The organism is Actinomadura roseirufa (assembly GCF_900659635.1).
Classification (GTDB): domain Bacteria; phylum Actinomycetota; class Actinomycetes; order Streptosporangiales; family Streptosporangiaceae; genus Spirillospora; species Spirillospora roseirufa.
In genome coordinates this window covers 13,559-31,071 of sequence record NZ_CAACVB010000078.1, presented here as the reverse complement: position 1 = coordinate 31,071, position 17,513 = coordinate 13,559, and the positions used below count along the sequence as shown (strand labels likewise).

Genomic DNA, 17,513 nt, shown 5'->3' with positions numbered 1-17,513 from the left:
CCTTCGTGCTCTTGGTCGACTCGAAGGATCACGAGGTGGCCGTCCTCATGTCACGGTGACACGCCCACACAGGCCAAAACCCGGCAGAAGGTCACACAGACCCCATACACCACTTCCGTGGACGCTAACGTTCACGAAGGTCGACTCGTATCAATTGACGAGCCGTTCTGACGCTTCCTGGCCGGGCGGTATCGCATCCTTCAGCTTGCTGCGGCCGCGGGGCCTCCCGTCACGGATGCCGCCGATGGGACCTCACTGGTCCGTGCATCAGTGATGGAGCGGTGTCTCCACTTGAGGGCACACGTCACTGATCGTCTACTACCGCGCGCCGGCGCCACCAGTTCGGAACCGAAGCATGCGGAGCTCCAGATGACCGCCACCGGCGCTCTTGCCGTCGACGATGCGGGAGTCGTGGCGATTATCAGATGCGTCCGTGTGCGGGTGCGGCGCTGTACTCCTTTGCTGTACAGGAGCACCATCGAATGCCCAAGTACGAGGACGTTTCTACGCGTCCTCGTCGCCGTTCAACGCTCGCCTGAACCAGTCGAGAGAGCCGGTCTTCTGCGCCTCCTCGGCGAGTCGCTTGGCGGACGCGGTCTGGAGTTGGGCGAGTGAGCTGTCTACCCACGGTTGGGTGTTCCGATTGCCGTGCTCTCGGTACTCGATGGCCTGAATGAGGCACTCGAGCTTGTCCGCGTCACGGGCGCACATCGCCTCGGCGCTGGCCTTGCCTTCGTACTCCGCGACGACACCTGTGATCATTGCGGTGACCACCTCCGGCAAACCGCGGGTCTGGCGCTCGGTGACCTGCTCGTTGGACGCCTTCTTCACGTACGGCTTGGCCACGTAGGGGATGTCGGTGAGGCGCGTCTCCTGGCTGTCGTGAAAGAGGCTGAGCAGTGCGGCACGCTCGGGGTTGGCCCCCTCCATCGCAGCCAGGACGCCAGCGATGATCGCCGTACGGAGCGAGTGATCGGCGATGCTCTCGGGATCGTTCACGCCCGCTACAAGCCACCCGGTGCGCTTGTAGCGCTTCAGAAGCCCGATCTCGTACAGGAACCCCGCCAGCCGCTCCGTCTCGTTCGCCATGCTCACCCTTCTCTCAACGCCCGTCCGCGATACGTAGACCGTAGAGGACCTCTTCCAACTCCCGTCGCGACTGGACGGAGACCGCAGCTTCGTCCAGGACCCGCGCTGCCCGTTCCTGCAACCGACCGAGCGCGCCGGGCTCGTCGTGGACGATAGCGGGGCGGTGTTGAAGAAGCGCCCAGACCGTATGAGCGACGACATCAATGTAGACGTTCTTCGGCTCCAGCTTGCCCACCAGATGAGCAAGCAGCTTCGTGCCTCTCCAGGACCGAGTGGGCAGCTCGACCATGAACGTGTCGGCTGTCTGCGGCTCGGTGATCTCCCCTAGCCAGTACGCCCAGTAGTTGAGGTTGGCCGTCTCGCACCTGTCGGTCTTCATCGCCTGGCCGATGAACGTTTGAAGCGCCTCGGGGTCTCCCTTGCGAGCAAGGGAGTGCGCTCCGGATCTCACAACAGCCCAGGACAGCGACCAGTCGGCGGATCGTTGAGACCTGCGCTCCTCCTGGCGCTGCATTCCCGCCAGCCATTCCGCCGTCTCTACGGAATCATCGAAGCTCGCGACGTAATGTGCTTGCCTGCGAAGCAACATCCCGTCGACAGTGCCGACATCGGCTCTCTCTGCGGCGCTCTTAAGGTGCTCGAAGAAGTGAGCCCGCTCGTCTACCGCCAAGCGTGGCCCGCTCGAGACCGGACCGCGACGGGAAGATCTACGCGGAACATCGTCCAAGAAGGACGGCCGCTGACCGGACACCGCCCATGAGGTCATGTCAGTGAACAGCCGCGTGATCACCCACGCGGAGAGCGGATGCTGATCCGGTGGAACCTTCGCTGGTGCAGTACTCAAGACCTGCGCAAGGAAGTGATCAACCTCAAGCGCCGGCTCGAGCTGAGCGAGCAATTTCGGCTGCGCTCCGAGTCGCAGCAATCGTGCACGAATCGCCAGGAAACTCCCCGTGGGCACGGCGATGAGAGGCCGACGCCCAGACTCCCAGCCCTGCACAGTCGTGAGATCGACTCCAAGGTCTTCAGCCAGTCCGTCCTGGGTGAATCCGATCGACTCGCGGATGACCTTGAGTAGGTAGCCCGAAATACGACCTTCGCGGGGGCCACCGTTGAAACCCCGACTGCCCGTCAGGGTTTCTCGTTCACCTGGCGCCATGATTCCACTACCGCCGTCCGTACTCGTACTCGCCGTCAGTTCATCGGCATCAATCAACGCCATAGCGTTAAGAAAAGCTTAACCGAAGATCACTATTCACGCCTCTAGGTAAGAGGGCTCGTGATGTCAACGGATACATCGAAAGCACCAGAGACGCGCCGGTTGCGCGTCTGGGCGCTCGCCCAGACACTCAAGTCCCATGGCTATGGGGTAGAGGGTGACTCACCGCGCAGCACGCGTGCGTCACGAACTCCTCAGGCGGCAGGCAGACCACCACGAGATCATCCGCACGCTGGGACTCATGCGATGACCAGCGAGCCCCAGTCGTCGTGCATCCCCCTCAGATCGCCGCTCCGGCATGAGGGCAATGCGCGGCAGGGCGCGGTGCCCTTCACCCCTCGGAAGCCGCCGCGCCCCCACACCCACGGCCTCACGCACAGTTCAGCGGTCCCTGGCTGACCTCGTCACCTCGGTGGTCTACGAGTCCGCCCCACATCCCTCGGCGAGGAGACATCGTGCCTCTTGATCCTGGCCAGGCGCGAGACCTGGCCGCCGCGCTGGGCTCCTACTGCCGGCTTATGGAACAGGAAGTCGTTCCCGAATCGCAGTACTACCTACTGGGCAGACGCGAGATCCCCGAGCGGATCGAGTACCTCGGCAACATCATCGAGCGTTGCCGCCGCCCGCACGCGGGCGCGTGACCACGACCACGACCAACCGCCGGGGGGCACCAAGCCCCTCCACACGGTCTAACGACAAGGCCGCGCCTCGGTCGATCGCCGATCCAACGGACATCGCTCTCCAGCAGTCCGCACCGTAAGCCGGTAGCGGCGCGCGGCAGGACGGCATCCCGGGCGCTTGCCCGCCCCGCTAAAAGCCCTTCGGCCCAGGTCAACGGACGCGCACCTGGACCGAGAGAACCAACCACAATGCGCGTCGGAGGTGCACATGACCCTCGTTTCCGACCTGGCCGTCGCCACCAAAGATCCACGCGGCCTCGTCACAGCCGAACTGTTCGACCAGATGGTGAACGACGTGGTGACCTTCGACAAGGTCACCCGCCCCTACGCCGAGCGCGGCGTCGAGCAGTTCCTCATCTTCATGAAGGCGTGGGGAGACACCATGACCGAAGTCGGCGGCGACGCCCGCGCCTGGGTGAAGTTCGCGCCCTCGCCCGCCGTCGACAAGATCTGGCACCGCTCCATGATGCGCACGCGCACCTTCGCGGCCGTCTGTGACATGGTCGCGGGCCGGTTCATGCACCACCTGCCGATCATGGACGAGGACATCCGGTCTGGGCGGGCGTCCGAGCGCGGCCTGGCGGCGATGCGCGCCACCGGATACCGGGTCGATCTGGAATGGTGGATGGACGGCGAGTCCTGCTGCCCGGAGAACTGTGCGCAGCCACCGATGAACGTCTGACACCGCCACGGGGGTTGATCCATGCGCAGCGACTGGTCCGACCTGCCGCCCGAGGTGCTCGGCGCGGTCACGGCGCGCACCGGCCCCATTCAGCGGGTCGAGGCCTCGCCCGCCGGCAACCACGCCGACATCGCCGCGACCGTCCACAACGCGGACGGTCGGCTGTTCGTCAAGGCCGCACGCAAGACCGCGCCGGACACCGACGGTCCGGAAGTCCGGTCGCTGCGCTGGGAAGCCGCGATCAACCCCCACGTCACCGAGTACGCCCCCCGCCTCCACTGGACTGTAGAGGCGGGCGGGTGGCTCCTCCTGGCCTTCGAACACGTCCAGGCCCGGCACGCCGACTACACCCCCGGCTCACCAGACCTGGACATACTCACCAAGATCATCGACCGCCTGCAGGCACACCCCCTCCCCGACGTGCTGGAACGCAAGCGCATCGAGCGCCGCTGGGAATCGATGGGCGACATGACCCCACTGGCCGGCAACACTCTGCTGCACGCCGACCTCAACCCCGCCAACGTCCTACTCGGCGACAACGACGCCGCCTACGTCGTGGACTGGACGTTCGCCGGACGCGGCGCCGCCTTCCTCGAGCCAGCACTCCTCATCCCCTGGCTGCTCAAAGCCGGCCACACCCCGACCGAAGCAGAACACTGGGCCTCACAGTTCCCCGCCTGGACGACCACCGCCCCAGCCACCATCGACCTGTTCGCCCGCGCCTTCGCCGACAAATGGCAGGCCAACCTCGCCACCAACAACGAGCCTTGGGCACTCGACCACGCGTCCGCAGCACGGCAGTGGGTGTCGCATCGGCGCGCCCATACCTCCGCAAGCTGAAACGGGGTCTCAAAACGCAATCCCAACAAGGGGCGCCGAGACGGCCGAGAAGATGTTCATGGTCGGAGCAAAGGGACTGCGCTCTGCCGATCGGTAGATGCCACCGGCGCTCTGCACCTCATCACCCCACCCCAGTTACACCGTGCGCCGAGGTGTCCTCGCGTAAGCCTGCGTGGCTGTCCAGCAACCAGTCGGATGAGCCGCACCGTCGGCTTGCGCCCTGACGGTCAACGCAGAGGGCGGACACTGGCGGCGCGGAGGAGGACGACGGCTCCCACCGTCCCCCCGACTGCCAGTTCATCGAGCGGCAGCAGCCACCCTCGGCCATAGCCCCTCGCCAATCTGTCGGACCCGTGCGGCATCATCGGCCCTGTCATTGAGGAACATGGAGTGCGGTATGCCGAAAAAGAAGCGTGTGCGTAAGTCCCCACAACGCAAGTCAACCTCAGAGTATTGCAAGCCAAGCAGCACCAAGAAGATTATGCTCTACCACGACATGGCCGTCTATGAAAATTTTGAACGCTGCGCACAGCGAATCTTTGCAATACTTCGCAACAGTCAACGCGAATGTCCCGATGCAGAACGCACGCTCCTCTTTCGTGTTCAGGGTCACCGAAATGACGAAGGCGGCTATGATCACGATGCCTGGGAGATCATTCGTCATTTCATTCCAGAGTACATCTTTCCGTTCCTGACCGCAATGATTAATCCTTTTGGAGAAATTCGGAACAACAAAAAGCAGCGCAACGACATGCCGGATCTCCTCGTAATCGGCTACCCTGCGGGCGAGGAAGGTGACTTCTGGTACGACGTCGACCTCCTGCCTATTCGGGCCAGAGAAGTGAACGGCAGTTCTCGGAAGTCGCCACCAAGCAAGGAGGCGATTGCGCGCTACCTTGGAGTTGAAGACAGTCCGAGCTGCTTAGTCTGCTGGGGTACGCCCGCAGAACGCGCCCACGCAGTTCCTAGCTCACTCGGCGGATCTATGGACGTACGAAACTTCGCCCTTCTTTGTGTCTACCACCACAAACAAGCCCCCGATATCGCTGACGCGGAGGCGTTCTGGGCTTGGGTGGATTATGCGGAAAGGAGAGATGCTGGCAGCAAGTGGGAGCGTGAGTCCGATCACGTCAAAGAGAAGGTCCAGCAATTTGGTTCACGCACAGAGAAAGTAGATCGATCTGAGGTGGCTTTCATCGACGCAGTGAAGTTCGAACTCGAACACCTTTACGGCTGGGAAGATGACGACTTTGCCCGCTTCTCATGGGATCTACAAGAGGAGTATCATCGCGTCTTGGACGCTGCAACCCGAAAGCATTTCGGTGTAGAGCGAAAGGTGGCTACCCATTCTTGGGCCTACGATGTAGCCTTGTACCGCATCACTCGAGATTCTGAAGCGCGAAAGCGTCGCCGCAATAAAGTACTACTCTACGAGTCAATTCCAGAGTAGCGAGTAAGCTGCTCGCAGCAACTCCGCAGGTGTCCATCGCCGCGTTCGTGTCAGAGTCCCTTTGGATGGGTGGTTGCTTTCAGCTGTAGGGCGTGATCGGGGGGATCTCGCCGGTGAGAAGGTACGCGCCTAGTTCTCTTGACTTGTAGACGACCGGGTCGTGCACGGTGAGGGTGCGGGCGTCGCGCCAGAATCGGTCTAGGCCGGTCGAGCGGGTCGTGGCGCGGGCGCCGGTGAATTCGAAGACCCGGCTTGCGGTCTCCGTCGCGAGCCGGGTGGACACCACCTTCGCGGCGGAGATGGTCAGGGCGGTCCGGCCCCGTTCGGCCGCGGTCAGGTCGAGGCCGCGGGCGTCGGCCTCCGCGAACGCGCGCGTCGCGTCGTCGGCCAGGAGGCGGGCCGCGTGGAGGGTCGCGGCGAGTTCCCCGTACCCGGCGAGAATGTGCGGGTCGTCGACGGCCCGCTCGAGACCGCTGGCCGGCCACGGGCGTGTCCGCTCGCGCGTGTACCGGACGGCCTCGTCCAGGGCTCCTTCGGCGATGCCGACGAGGATCTGCGTGAGCACCGTCTGGAAGGCCAGCGAGACCAGCGACAGCCGGAGCCACCGCGGGCTCGACTCGTCCTCGTCGGCCGGGAAGGTGCCCAGCACGTCACCGTGGCCGATCTGGACGTCCTCAAGGACGATGCTGCCGCTGGCCGTCAGGCGTTGGCCCAGGTTGTCCCAGTCCGGTGGATGCGAGACTCCCGCGGCGTCGCCGCCGACCACCGCGACGAGGCGGGTCTCGCGGTCGTCGCGGACCGCGCTGACCAGCAGCCGGTCCGCTACCGCGCAGCCGGTGGCGAAGGCGCCTCGGCCGGAGATGGACAGCCCGTCGCCGGTCGTGGTGGCCCTGATGGTGTCGCGCGGGTTGCTGACCGCGGCCACGAAGTGCCCGCCGGTGGCGGCCTCCCGCCACAGGCGGCGGGCGAGCTCGGTGTTGTCGTACAGCGCGGCCCGCCACAGGTGCAGGTAGTGGTAGCCGAGGAGGTGACCGATCGAGGCGTCGCCCGCCGAGACGATCCGGGTGACCGCATGCGCGGTCCTGTGGTCGTCCGGGGCGACGGCGAGCAGGCCGCTGTCGCGGAGCAGGTCGATCTCGGCCTTGGGCGGCAGGTTGGCGCGGTCGCGGGCGACGGCGTTCGCACGAAGCCTCTCGGCGACGGTACGGGCGGTTTCCAGTGCTTCCGCCGGGTTCATCGGGAACCTCCAGGTTGGATCGCGGGGCGACGGAGCCGGCGATGCAGGACGAGCACGATCGCGGGCAGCAGCAGGCATTGGGCGGCGACGGCCACCCAGAATCCGGGGAGGAGTCCGGCGGACTCGAACACCTGGTACGTTCCTCCGCCGACGAGCCCGCTCAGGGACGCGCCGGTGCCCTCGGCGAGCCGCTGGTGACCGAAGACGACCGCCGGCGAGCGGGACGTGCGGGCGAGCGCCTCGAGAACGTTCTTGAGGAACAGGACGGAGTTGCCCGCGCCGATGACGGCGATCCCGGCGGCGATCGAGATCTCGTTCCCGCCGGTGAAGGCGAGCGCGCCGGCGGCCAGGCCACCGAAGCCGAGCGCCATCGCGTGTTCGTACCGCATCCGCTCGACCCGGCCCGTGACCAGGGGCTGCAGCACGACGAGCAGCAGCGAGTAGCCCATCATGGCGGAGCCGTAGAACATCGTGGGCACCCGGCCCTCCGCGTAAGAAGAGAGGTACTGGTAGAAGTTCATGTGCAGGTAGATGGCCAGGGCGGTGACCGCGAACGGCAGGACCGCGAGGCCCCCCAGGGCCCGGCGCAGCGGCTCGATCGCCTCGCGGTCGTCGGGGGTCTCCCGTGGCAGCAGCGCGTGCCCGATCGTCAGTGCAGCGTGCAGCGCGACGGCGACGGCGAACATCCCGCCCGGGTCGTGAATGAACAGGGCTCCCGCCACCGGCCCGAGCGCGACCCCGACGTTGCCGGTGGCGTAGCTCGCCGACACCAGCCGCGGACGCTCGTCCGGGCCCGCGCCGTGCACCACGTAGCCGCGGACGCTCGGCGAGTACAGCGCGGTGGCCGCAGACCGGAGGAAGAGCGCGGCGATCGTCACCGCCGGCCAGGCTCCGCCGGCGAGGAACCCCAGCGATCCGAAGGTCTGCAGCACCATCGCCAGCAGCAGGGACCGCTGGAGCCCGATGCGTTCCGCGAGCGCCGCGCCCGGCAGCCCTCCGGCGAACTGCACGAGGGTGGCCAGCCCGAGGACGATACCGACCTGGTCCATGCCGAGGCCCATCCGCTCGCGGAGCAGGACCGCGAGGTAGGGGTAGACGGAGAAGCTGATGAGGTTGACGAGCAGCCCGCTCCCGAGCAGGGCGATCTGGACGCCGGTGAACGAGCGGACACCGCCCGGTGTCACGCCGGCCGTGCCTTGACGCCTCGGACGACCAGGCGGGTGGCGCCGGCGTCGTACGGGGCGCCGTCCAGGGTGCCGAAGCACTCGATCTCCTGGAATCCGGCCTGCGCGAACATGGCGCGCAGCTCGGCGGCGCTGTAGACGTGGCAGATGAGCGAGGCGTGTTCGGCCTTGTCGCCCCGGACCAGCGTCCAGTCGGTGCGGTAGCGGGCCCAGTCGTCCAGGATCGTGTCGCGCATGACCACCATGCCGCCGGGCACGTCGACGATCTTCGGGGTGCCGGCCCAGGACGCGTACGTCTCCTTGCTCAGCAGGTCGACGATCAGCCGGCCTCCCGGGGCGAGGGATCGGTGGGCGTTGCGCAGGACCTGGAGGTTGTCCTCGTGCTCGTCGAAGTAGCCGAAGGACGTGTACATGTTCACCACCACGTCGTATGCGTCCGGCACCACGTGTTCACGTACATCGGCTTGCACGAACGATGCCTGCACTCCGGCGGCGGCGCACGCGGCCGCCGCGCGGTCGAGCAGTTCGGGATGGAGGTCCACGCCCGTCACCCGGTAGCCGTGGCGGGCCATCGGCTCGGCGAAGAAGCCGACGCCACAGCCCTGGTCGAGCACGCGGCTTCCCGGAGCGAACGCGAACAGGGGCGAGGAGGCCACCACCTCGGCGGCGGCTCGCGCCCGCTCGGGTGTGAAGAGGACCTCCGAGAAGCCCGACCACAGGTTCATGTCCTCGTACCAGTTCACGCTCTCCTCCGTTCCGGACCGGGTGTGGAGATGGTTCCGGGCGTCACCCCGAGGCCGGGCGCCTCTCCTAGGACGATCCGCCCGTCCTGGAGGCCGAGCCCGTGGAAGGGCGGTTCGCTCAGGTAGAGATGGCCGTCGAGGTCGATGTGGTCGGCCAGTGGCGCGAGGAGCGCGGCCTGGCTGATGGCGAGCTCCGACTCGCACATGCAGCTGAGCAGGACCGTGAGCCCGGCATGCCGGGCGGCCTCCATGACCCGCCGGGCGCCACGGACGCCCCCGGCCTTGCACAACTTGACGACGATGCCGTCGGAGAGTTTCCCGGCGGCGTGGACGCTTTCCACGTCGGTGCATCCCTCGTCGAGGACGATGGGGAGCCGGCAGGGCAGCTCCCGGTAGCGGTGGTAGTCGTCGATCTCGGTCCTGGGAAAGGGCTGCTCGATGAGCTGGATGCCGAGCGCGCGCAGACGTGGGGTCAGGGCGCGGGCGAGGTCGAGGTCCCACGCCTCGTTCGCGTCGATGCGCATCGGGAGCGGGGTCACCCTCCGGATGGCCTCAAGGACCTCGATGTCGTCGGAGCCGCCGACCTTCACTTTGAGCGCGCCCACCGGTGGTGCGTTCTGGACCACCCTGGCCGCCTCGCCGGGGCTCGCGATCCCGATCGTGTACACGGTCGGCCCTAGGGTCCGGGGAGTGCCGAGCACCTTCCACGTCGGCTGCCGGGCGGCCTTGCCGATCCAGTCGTGCAGCGCGCCGTCGAGGGCCATCCGGGCGCCGGCGGGCGCGTCCCATCGCTCGACGCGGTCGAGGGCCGCCTGCGGGTCGCTCAGGTCCCGGCCGAGCAGGGCCGGCCCATCGGACTCGACGGCCCGCGCGACGTCATCCGCGGTGACGCCGTCGTACTCGATGGGCGTGCCCTCTCCGTACGCGACGACGCCACCGTGCGCGATGGCGACCATGCAGGTGTCGACGGAATCGATCTCACCGCGGGAGCTCCGCACGGTCTCGGTCAGCCGTAAGGACACGCGACGGACGGACAGGCTCAGATCCATGACAGCCCTTTCCCAGATGTCGGAGGAGGCGGGAACCAGCCGGACCCCGGAGGCGACCTACTGCACAGGGGATCGGGTCGATTGTGGAGGGAACGGCGATGGACTGGTTCGAGGACGAGACACTGTGGGCCGACTTCTCCGATGTGTTGTTCTCCGCCGAACGCGCCGTTGAGGCCGAGGAGAGGGCCGGCTCGTCGCCGCTGCTGCGGGTGGCGCCCGGGACCAGGGTGCTCGATCTGGGATGCGGCCCGGGGACGTACACGATTCCACTGGCCCGCCGGGGGGCGGAGGTGACGGGCGTGGACCTCAGCGCGGCGCTGCTCGACCGCGCCTCGAAGGCCGCGTCCGAGGCCGGCGTCGACGTCCGGCTCGTCCGGGCGGACATGCGCGAGTTCGTCGAGCCGGACCGGTTCGACCTGGTGATCAGCATGTACACCTCGTTCGGCCTGTTCGACGACCACGACGAGAACATGCGGGTCCTGCGCAACGCGCGGGCCTGCCTCGCGCCCGGCGGCCGGCTCCTGATCGACCTGTACGGCAAAGAGGTCATGGCCCGGGAGGGGGCCCAGCCGAAGATCCTCGACGTCGAGGGGGGCACGCTCATCGTGCGCGGAACCGTCCTCGACGACTGGACCCGCTTCCGGGACGATTTCTACCTCGTCCGGGACGGCCGGGCGCGGCAGGCGTTCATCGAGCACCACCTCTACAGCGCGGTCGAGCTCAAGCGGATGCTCGACGAGGCGGGTCTCTCCGGTGTCGAGTGCTTCGGCGGGTTCGACGCCGAGCCCTTCGACCACCGCGCGCGCCGGCTGATCGTGCGGGGCGGCCGGGCCTAGCACGCGGGACGCGTCTCGGCGCGCAGGGCGGCCGCCGCGGCGACGGCGCGGTGTGTGGCGATCTCCGCGGTCGGCCCCTCGGCGAGCAGGATTCCGGCGTAGCCGCGTCCGTCCGTGACATGGGCGATGTCCGTGCCGATCTCCTTGGTCGGATACCACTCGGCCCGGCCCGGATAGCGGGCGATGTCGTCGAGGCCGTGCACGGCGGCCAGCTCACCGGGCCGGTCCGGGTACACCAGGACGAACGCCACGGCCGGTCCCCCGCCCAGGGGCGCGTCGAGGAGCCGTGGGCGCCGGCCGAGCGCGAGGTCGACGAGTCCCTCGTAGACGTTGACCTTCAGGGCGCGGCACATCGACTCGCCGACGAGCGCGCCGCCGATGCGCGGGTTCACCTCGATCAGGCGCGGTCCGTCCGCGGTCATGGCCAGTTCGATGTGAGCGAACCGGTCGGTGTAGCCCAGGACGGCCAGCAGGTCGCCGAGCCACCTCTCGACCTCGCGGACGTCGTCGGGGGGCAGCGCCGCCGGGAACGCGGTCACGTCCTCGCGGAACCACGGCTGTGGCGACATGAGGCGGCTCGACAGCCCCAGCAGCCGGGTGCGCCCGGCCCAGGTGACGGTCTCGGCGCTGTACACCGGCCCGGCGAGGAACGGCTCGGCGAACAGCCGCCCGAACAGCGTCGCACCGGCCGCCTCGCGGTGGAGGCGGGCGAGGTCCTCGGCGTCGCGGACGAGCCACACGTTCCGGCTGCTGGTGCCGGCCGTGTCCTTGACGATGGCCGGAAGCCCGACGGCGGCGGCGAGCCGGTCGAGGCTCAGCGCGGCCACGTCGTCCACCGCCAAGGGCGCGAACGGACTGAGCCCCTTTCGATAAAGAAGGTCCCGAACCTCGGATTTGTCGCGCACCAGCCGGACGACCGCCGGGTCGATGCCGGGCAGGCCGAACTCGGCGGCGAGCTCGGCGCCGGTCACGCCCCACGTGTCGGTGGAGCTGATCAGGCCCCGCAGGTCCTCGATCGCGTGCAGGGCCCCGGCGACCGCCCGGCGGTCGCCGGTGTCCACGGGAACGACCTCGATCGATCCGGGCGGCAGCGTGGCGAGCTCGTGCAGGTACAGCGACTCGACGCCGGTCAGCAGCACCAGGCGCTCGCCGGCGCCGCGGGCGGCCCGGGCGAGGTGGGCGAGTCCGAAGGAGAGCATTTCAAGGCAGGCGATGGTCACGATCAGGTTGTCGGCCCGGCGACCCGAATGGTTCCCGCCCGTTGTCACATGGTGGGCGTCGCCGAGAGCAGGAGGCGCGTGTACGAGTGCCGGGGGTCGGTGGTCACGGCCGCGGTCGGGCCCTGTTCGACGATCCGGCCGCGCCACATGACCGCGATCCGGTCGGCGAGCTGGGAGACCACCGCGAGGTCGTGGGCGATGAACAGGCAGCCGAAGTCGAGCCGGTCCCGCAGGTCGCAGAGCAGGTTCAGGACCTTCGCCTGGACCGACACGTCGAGCGCGGTGACCGGTTCGTCGCAGATCAGCAGGCGCGGGTCCAGGGCCAGCGCGCGGGCGATCGCCACCCGCTGCCGCTGCCCGCCCGACAGCTGCCCGCGACGGCGGTCGCCGACCTGCGGGTCGAGTTCGACGAGGTCCAGCAGCTCGCTCACCCGCGCGGCCCGGGACCGGGCGTCGCCGACCCGGTGGATGGTCAGCGGCTCGGTGAGGGCCTGACGTACGGTCTGCCGCGGGCTGAGCGTCAGATAGGGGTCCTGGAACACCATCTGGACCTGTCGCCGATGTGCCCGCAGCGCCCGGCCCCGGAGCGCGTGCACGTCCACTCCGGCGACGCGAACCGTTCCCGCGCTGGGCCGGTGCAGGCCGGTGACGACGCGGGCCAGCGTCGACTTGCCGCAGCCGGACTCGCCGACCAGGCCGACGATCTCGCCTGCCGCGACCCGCAGGGTGACGTCCTCGATCACGGTCGTGCCGTCATGGGCGTAGCCCGCGCTGACGCTTTCGATCTCTAGCATGTCCCGTCCGTGGTCGTGGACGTGCTCGGATGGCGCAGGCACGCCGACCGGTGCGCGGCCGAGGGGTCCAGGGGTTCCAGAACCGGCCGCTCGGTCGTGCAGGCCGGCGTCGCGAACGCGCAGCGGGGGGCGAACCCGCACCCGGCCGTGTCGTCCGGGCCGATCCCGGACCGGCCGGGCATGGTGCGGAACCGGGTGCCCGGTGCCGTGCCGGGACGTGGCACGGCGTCCAGCAGGCCCCGGGTGTAGGGGTGGTCCGGAGCCTTGATCAGCGTTTCGAGCGGCCCCGACTCCACGATCCGGCCGGCGTACACGACGGCCACGCTGTCGGCGAGGCGCGCCACCACCGCCAGGTCGTGGCTGACGACGACCATGGCCATGTCCAGTTCGTCCCGCAGGCCGGCCAGCAGGTCGAGCAACTGCGCCTGCACGGTCACGTCGAGCGCGGACGTGGGCTCGTCCGCGACCAGCAGCTCCGGCTCCCCGGCGAGCGCCATGGCGATCTGTGCCCGCTGCCGCATGCCGCCGGAGAGCTGGTGCGGGAACCAGTGGGCGACCATCGCGGGGTCCGGCAGGCCGGCCGTGCCCAGCAGTTCCTCGGTGACCCGGCGGGTCGCGCCGCGCCGGCCGCCCCGGCCCGCGTTGCGGACCGCCTCGTCGATGTGCGCGCCGATCGTCCGCAGCGGGTTGAGCGCGGCGGCGCCGTCCTGGAAGACCACGCCGACCCGCCGCCGCTCCCGCGGAACGGGTCCGACGAGCTCGCGGGCGCCGAGCATCGCCGAGCCCGTGACCACCGCCCGCGGATCCAGGAGGCCGAACGGCGCCAGCGCGGCCGTGGTCTTGCCGCTTCCGGTCTCGCCGACGAGCGCCAGCACCTGCCCGCGCCGCACCTCGTAGGAGATCCCGGCCGCGACGCGGCGGAGCCCGCCGTCGCCCGGGTACGCGACGGACAGGTCCCGCACCACCAGCACCGAGTCCTGGACGGCGGCCGGTTCCGCCACGACGGCCGGTCGCGCCGATCGCGCCGCCCGCCGGATCCGTCCGGGAAAGGCCAGCCGGAGGAGCGAGGGGGCCTCCTCACCCGACGCCAGCCGCTCGCCGAGCAGGTTGCTGGCGAAGACCACCGCCGTGACGGCGATGCCGGGCGGATACGCCAGCCACCATGCGGAGCCCAGGAACGGCTGTCCCTCGATGAGCATCTGGCCCCACTCGGCATGCGGCGGCGCGACACCGAGGCCGAGGAAGCTCAGCGTGGCGACGCCGAGGACGATCGTGCCGACGTCCGTACTGGCGTAGACCAGGCACGGCGCCAGCGCCGGGGGCAGCAGATGCCGGCCGATGATGCGCACGCGCCCGGCCCCGAGCAGCCGTAGCGCGTCCATATGGGGGCTGCCCCGCATTCCGGCGACGCGGGCACGGGCGATCCGGGCGTACGGCGCCCACGACCACAGCGACAGCGCGAGGACGAGGCTCTCCACGCCGGGCCCGCGCGCCCCGATCACCGCCAGGGCCACCAGCATCCCGGGCAGCGACACCACCACGTCGATCACCCGGGCGACGACCCAGTCGGCCCATCCGCCCAGGTAACCGACGGTGGCCCCGACGACGGCACCGATGGCGAGCGAGATCGCCAGCACCGCCGCGGTGATCGTCATGGAGATCCGCGCGCCGTACAGCAGCCGGCTGAGCTGGTCGCGGCCGAGCTGATCCGTGCCCAGCGGGTGCTGAGGCGACGGCGGACGCAGCGAGGCGGCCAGGTCGCCGACGCCGGGATCGGCCGGTGCCAGCAGTGGTGCCAGCCCGCCCGCGACCGCGAACAGGACCAGGGGGACCGCGATCAGCGCCGTGCGCGCCCCCGGCCGGTGGAGCAGGCCGTTCATCTGGCCCACCGCCGCCGGGAGCGAGGGTCGATGAGCCCCTGCACGAGATCCGCGCACCGGTTGGTCAGGATGAACCCGCCGCCCAGCACGAGCGTCGCGGCCTGCAACGCCGGTACGTCCCGGGAACCGGCGGCGTGCACGAGATAGGACCCGAGACCGGGCCAGCCGAAGACCTCCTCCACCACGACCGTGCTGACGAGCAGGCCGCCGATGCCGAACGCCGCGACGGACAGGATCGGTCCCGCCGCGTTCGGCAGCCCGTCGCGGAGCACGATCGACGGCATGCCGCTGCCTCGGGCCTGCGCCGCCCGTACATACGGTTTGTCCAGGGCCTCGCGCAGCGTGACCGCGACGACCCGGCTGAGCACACCGGCGGTCGGCAACGCGAGCACCGCGATGGGCATGATCCACGTCTCCGGGCCGGCCATTCCCGATGTCGGCACCAGGCCCAGGCGCAGGGCGAACACCAGCACCATCAGGTAGCTCAGCCAGAACACCGGCACCGAGGTCACCAGCAGCGCACCGGCCCGCAGGGCGCCGCGCAGGACGCCGCGCGGGAGCACCGCCCCCGCCACTCCCACGGCCAGGCCGACCACGACGCCGGTCACCGCGGAACCCGCGACCAGCCCGAGCGTGACGCCGAGCCTGTCGGCGACCTCGGACCCCACGGGCAGGTTCGTCCGCAGCGACAGCCCGAAGTCACCGGTGCACGCGCCGGCGAGCCAGCGCGCGTACCGCACCGGAGCGGGGGCGTCGAGACCGAGCTCGACGCGGACGGCCTCGATCTGCTCGGGTGTGGCCGGGCGCCCGGCCCGCGTCGCCGCGAGCACCGAAGCCGGGTCGCCGCGGGCGAACAGGACCAGCGCGAAGGTGCCCACCGACATCGTCAGCAGCACACCGGCGGTGTCGAGGGCCCAGCGGGCAACGTACCCGCCACCGGTGGCCAGCCGATCGGGCGCCTTCACTTGACGGTGACCCCGGTGACCCCAAGGTCGAGGTCGGTGGGCGGCACCGCGAAACCCTTCACCGCGTCCCGGACGGCCCACAGCCGCTTCCGGTAGACCAGCGGCACGAAACCGGCGTCGCCGGCCACCACGGTATAGAGCCTCTGATAAGCCGCCGCGCGGGAGGCGGTGTCACGGGCGAACACGGCCTGGTCGACCGCGGCCTTGGTTGCGGGGGTGGCCCAGAGCGGCCCGCGGGCGTCGGTGGTGAACATGGACACGACCGAGCCGGAGGGGTCGTACGGCGCGCCGAGCCCCTCGAAGAACGTGATGTCCCAGTTGTCCTCTGCCCGCTCGTCATAGTAGGAGGCCGCGTCCACCTGGGCGATCTCCACCTTGACGCCGACCTGCTTGAGGGCGGCGACGATGGCGGCGGCCATGGACCTGGGGTCGAGCTGCCCCTGCGCCGGTGTCGAGGGGATGAGCAGCTTGAGGGAGAGCGGTTTGCCGTCTTTGACCCGGGTGTCGCCGCTGAGCGTGTATCCGGCGGCGTCCAGCGTGCGGCGGGCGGCGGCCTGGTCGTAGTAGAGCGGGAGGTCGGTCCCGGAGTCGGGCACCTCGGGCGGGAACACCCGGCGTGCGGGCTCGGCGTAGCCCATGAACAGCGCCTTGCTCAGGGACGCGGTGTCGACGGCTTGGCGGACGGCCTCGCGGACGGCCTTGTCCCCGGCCGGGCCCTTCGGCTGGAAGCCGAGCATGATCGAGACATCCGGCGCGCCGGTGAGCAGCTTGACGCCGGCGCGTTTGCTCAGCGCCCTGGCCTCCACCGGCGTGATGGCGGACAGGTAGGAGCCGCCGATGAGATCGATCTCGCGGTTGGCGAGCGCGTCCGCACGCGCCTGGGAACTGGGGATGACCTTGAACTCCAGCCGCTGCAGTCTGGGCTTGGTCCCCCAGTAGCCGTCGTTGCGAACCAGCGTCGCCCCCTTGGCCGAGTTCGACACCAGCTTCCAGGGACCGGTGCCGACCGGGGTCTGGAACCCACCGGCCGCGTTCACGGACTTCGGGCTGAGCAACCGCACCGGCCGCACGATCGACATCTCCTGTAACAGCGGCTCGTACGGCTCCGACAGCGTCAGCCGGACCGTGTCGGCATCCGGGGTGTCCACGGCGGAGATGACCTGAGAGGCCCGGAAGAAGCTGAACTTCTTATTGCCGACCCACCGGTCGAAGTTCCATTTGACGGCGGACGAGTCGAGCGGCGTCCCGTCGGTGAACCGGACGTTGTCGCGCAGGTCGAACGTCACCTGCCTGCCGCCCTTGGCGACGCGCCACGACGTCGCGAGCCCCGGTTCCAGTCTCCCGCCCGCGGCATAGGTGACGAGCGGCTCGTAGATCGCGTCGACCATCAGGAAATTGCCGGTGAAGGCGTGCGGGTCCAGGGCCCCGGACTCCTCCCCCAAGCCGATGCGCAACACCGGGCTCGTGGAGGCGCCGTGGCCGGCGGGGGCACCGCACGCGCCGACCAGCACCAACGACGTGACAAGGGCCGCGAGTGGACGAACTCGTGCCAAGGCTCCTCCAAGCGGACGGTGGCCATCGGTGCGGCAGGCGAGCGCCCGCCGCAGAGGTAGTCGGTGGGACCGCGAGTCCAGTTCCCGCGACA

16 protein-coding genes are annotated in these 17,513 nt (G+C 69.2%); 5 read left to right on the top strand and 11 right to left on the bottom strand.

Annotated elements, in window-relative coordinates:
• Positions 1–504 precede the first annotated feature (504 nt).
• Positions 505–1,089: an HD domain-containing protein gene (locus E1291_RS18395; RefSeq protein ID WP_131739051.1), complete on the bottom strand. Its 585-nt coding sequence runs from the start codon at positions 1,087–1,089 to the stop codon at positions 505–507.
• A 13-nt stretch (positions 1,090–1,102) separates the two neighbouring features.
• Positions 1,103–2,311: a helix-turn-helix domain-containing protein gene (locus E1291_RS18390; RefSeq protein WP_242614225.1), complete on the bottom strand. Its 1,209-nt coding sequence runs from the start codon at positions 2,309–2,311 to the stop codon at positions 1,103–1,105.
• Positions 2,312–2,763: 452 nt separating this feature from the next.
• Between E1291_RS18390 and E1291_RS18385 the strand changes: the two genes are divergently transcribed.
• The 4 genes from E1291_RS18385 (at position 2,764) to E1291_RS43300 (ending at position 5,960) form a co-directional block, all read left to right on the top strand.
• Entirely contained in the window at positions 2,764–2,949 is a 186-nt protein-coding gene (locus tag E1291_RS18385; RefSeq protein ID WP_131739050.1) for a hypothetical protein, read from the top strand.
• A gap of 247 nt (positions 2,950–3,196) precedes the next feature.
• Positions 3,197–3,670 carry a UCP032817 domain-containing protein gene (locus tag E1291_RS18380; protein ID WP_131739049.1) on the top strand — a complete coding sequence of 158 codons (474 nt, stop codon included), beginning with the start codon at positions 3,197–3,199 and terminating at the stop codon, positions 3,668–3,670.
• Between the two features lie 21 nt (positions 3,671–3,691).
• Entirely contained in the window at positions 3,692–4,510 is an 819-nt protein-coding gene (locus E1291_RS18375; RefSeq protein WP_131739048.1) for a phosphotransferase family protein, read from the top strand.
• Positions 4,511–4,907: 397 nt separating this feature from the next.
• A complete protein-coding gene (locus E1291_RS43300; RefSeq protein ID WP_207400796.1) occupies positions 4,908–5,960 on the top strand; it encodes a hypothetical protein in 1,053 nt (350 codons plus the stop codon).
• A gap of 79 nt (positions 5,961–6,039) precedes the next feature.
• Here E1291_RS43300 and E1291_RS18365 read toward each other — a convergent pair whose 3' ends face one another.
• From E1291_RS18365 to E1291_RS18350, 4 genes are read right to left on the bottom strand one after another with little or no spacing between them, the layout of a single operon-like run.
• Entirely contained in the window at positions 6,040–7,197 is a 1,158-nt protein-coding gene (locus E1291_RS18365; protein WP_131739047.1) for an acyl-CoA dehydrogenase family protein, read from the bottom strand.
• A complete protein-coding gene (locus E1291_RS18360; protein ID WP_131739046.1) occupies positions 7,194–8,381 on the bottom strand; it encodes an MFS transporter in 1,188 nt (395 codons plus the stop codon). The genes E1291_RS18365 and E1291_RS18360 overlap by 4 nt, the downstream gene beginning before the upstream one ends.
• Positions 8,378–9,124 carry a class I SAM-dependent methyltransferase gene (locus E1291_RS18355; protein WP_131739045.1) on the bottom strand — a complete coding sequence of 249 codons (747 nt, stop codon included), beginning with the start codon at positions 9,122–9,124 and terminating at the stop codon, positions 8,378–8,380. Before E1291_RS18355 ends, E1291_RS18360 begins: the two co-directional genes overlap by 4 nt.
• Positions 9,121–10,173, bottom strand: a complete 1,053-nt coding sequence (locus tag E1291_RS18350) for an enolase C-terminal domain-like protein (protein ID WP_131739044.1) — start codon at positions 10,171–10,173, stop codon at positions 9,121–9,123. The genes E1291_RS18355 and E1291_RS18350 overlap by 4 nt, the downstream gene beginning before the upstream one ends.
• 98 nt (positions 10,174–10,271) lie before the next feature.
• Between E1291_RS18350 and E1291_RS18345 the strand changes: the two genes are divergently transcribed.
• Positions 10,272–11,009 carry a class I SAM-dependent methyltransferase gene (locus E1291_RS18345; protein ID WP_131739043.1) on the top strand — a complete coding sequence of 246 codons (738 nt, stop codon included), beginning with the start codon at positions 10,272–10,274 and terminating at the stop codon, positions 11,007–11,009.
• On the opposite strand, the gene E1291_RS18340 is transcribed toward E1291_RS18345, so the two are convergent.
• The 5 genes from E1291_RS18340 to E1291_RS18320 form a co-directional block, all read right to left on the bottom strand.
• Positions 11,006–12,208 (bottom strand): ATP-grasp domain-containing protein, encoded by a 1,203-nt coding sequence (locus tag E1291_RS18340; RefSeq protein WP_207400795.1) that lies wholly within the window; start codon positions 12,206–12,208, stop codon positions 11,006–11,008. The two genes, E1291_RS18345 and E1291_RS18340, sit on opposite strands and share 4 nt — an antisense overlap.
• Before the next feature lie 65 nt (positions 12,209–12,273).
• Positions 12,274–13,023 (bottom strand): ATP-binding cassette domain-containing protein, encoded by a 750-nt coding sequence (locus E1291_RS18335; protein ID WP_131739041.1) that lies wholly within the window; start codon positions 13,021–13,023, stop codon positions 12,274–12,276.
• A complete protein-coding gene (locus tag E1291_RS18330; RefSeq protein WP_131739040.1) occupies positions 13,017–14,903 on the bottom strand; it encodes a dipeptide/oligopeptide/nickel ABC transporter permease/ATP-binding protein in 1,887 nt (628 codons plus the stop codon). The genes E1291_RS18335 and E1291_RS18330 overlap by 7 nt, the downstream gene beginning before the upstream one ends.
• On the bottom strand, positions 14,900–15,868 hold the full coding sequence (locus tag E1291_RS18325; protein WP_131739039.1) for an ABC transporter permease: 969 nt from the start codon (positions 15,866–15,868) through the stop codon (positions 14,900–14,902). The genes E1291_RS18330 and E1291_RS18325 overlap by 4 nt, the downstream gene beginning before the upstream one ends.
• The gene (locus E1291_RS18320) at positions 15,865–17,421 is read right to left on the bottom strand and encodes an ABC transporter substrate-binding protein (protein ID WP_165495175.1); all 1,557 of its coding nucleotides are present in this window, start codon (positions 17,419–17,421) and stop codon (positions 15,865–15,867) included. The genes E1291_RS18325 and E1291_RS18320 overlap by 4 nt, the downstream gene beginning before the upstream one ends.
• Positions 17,422–17,513: the final 92 nt, after the last annotated feature.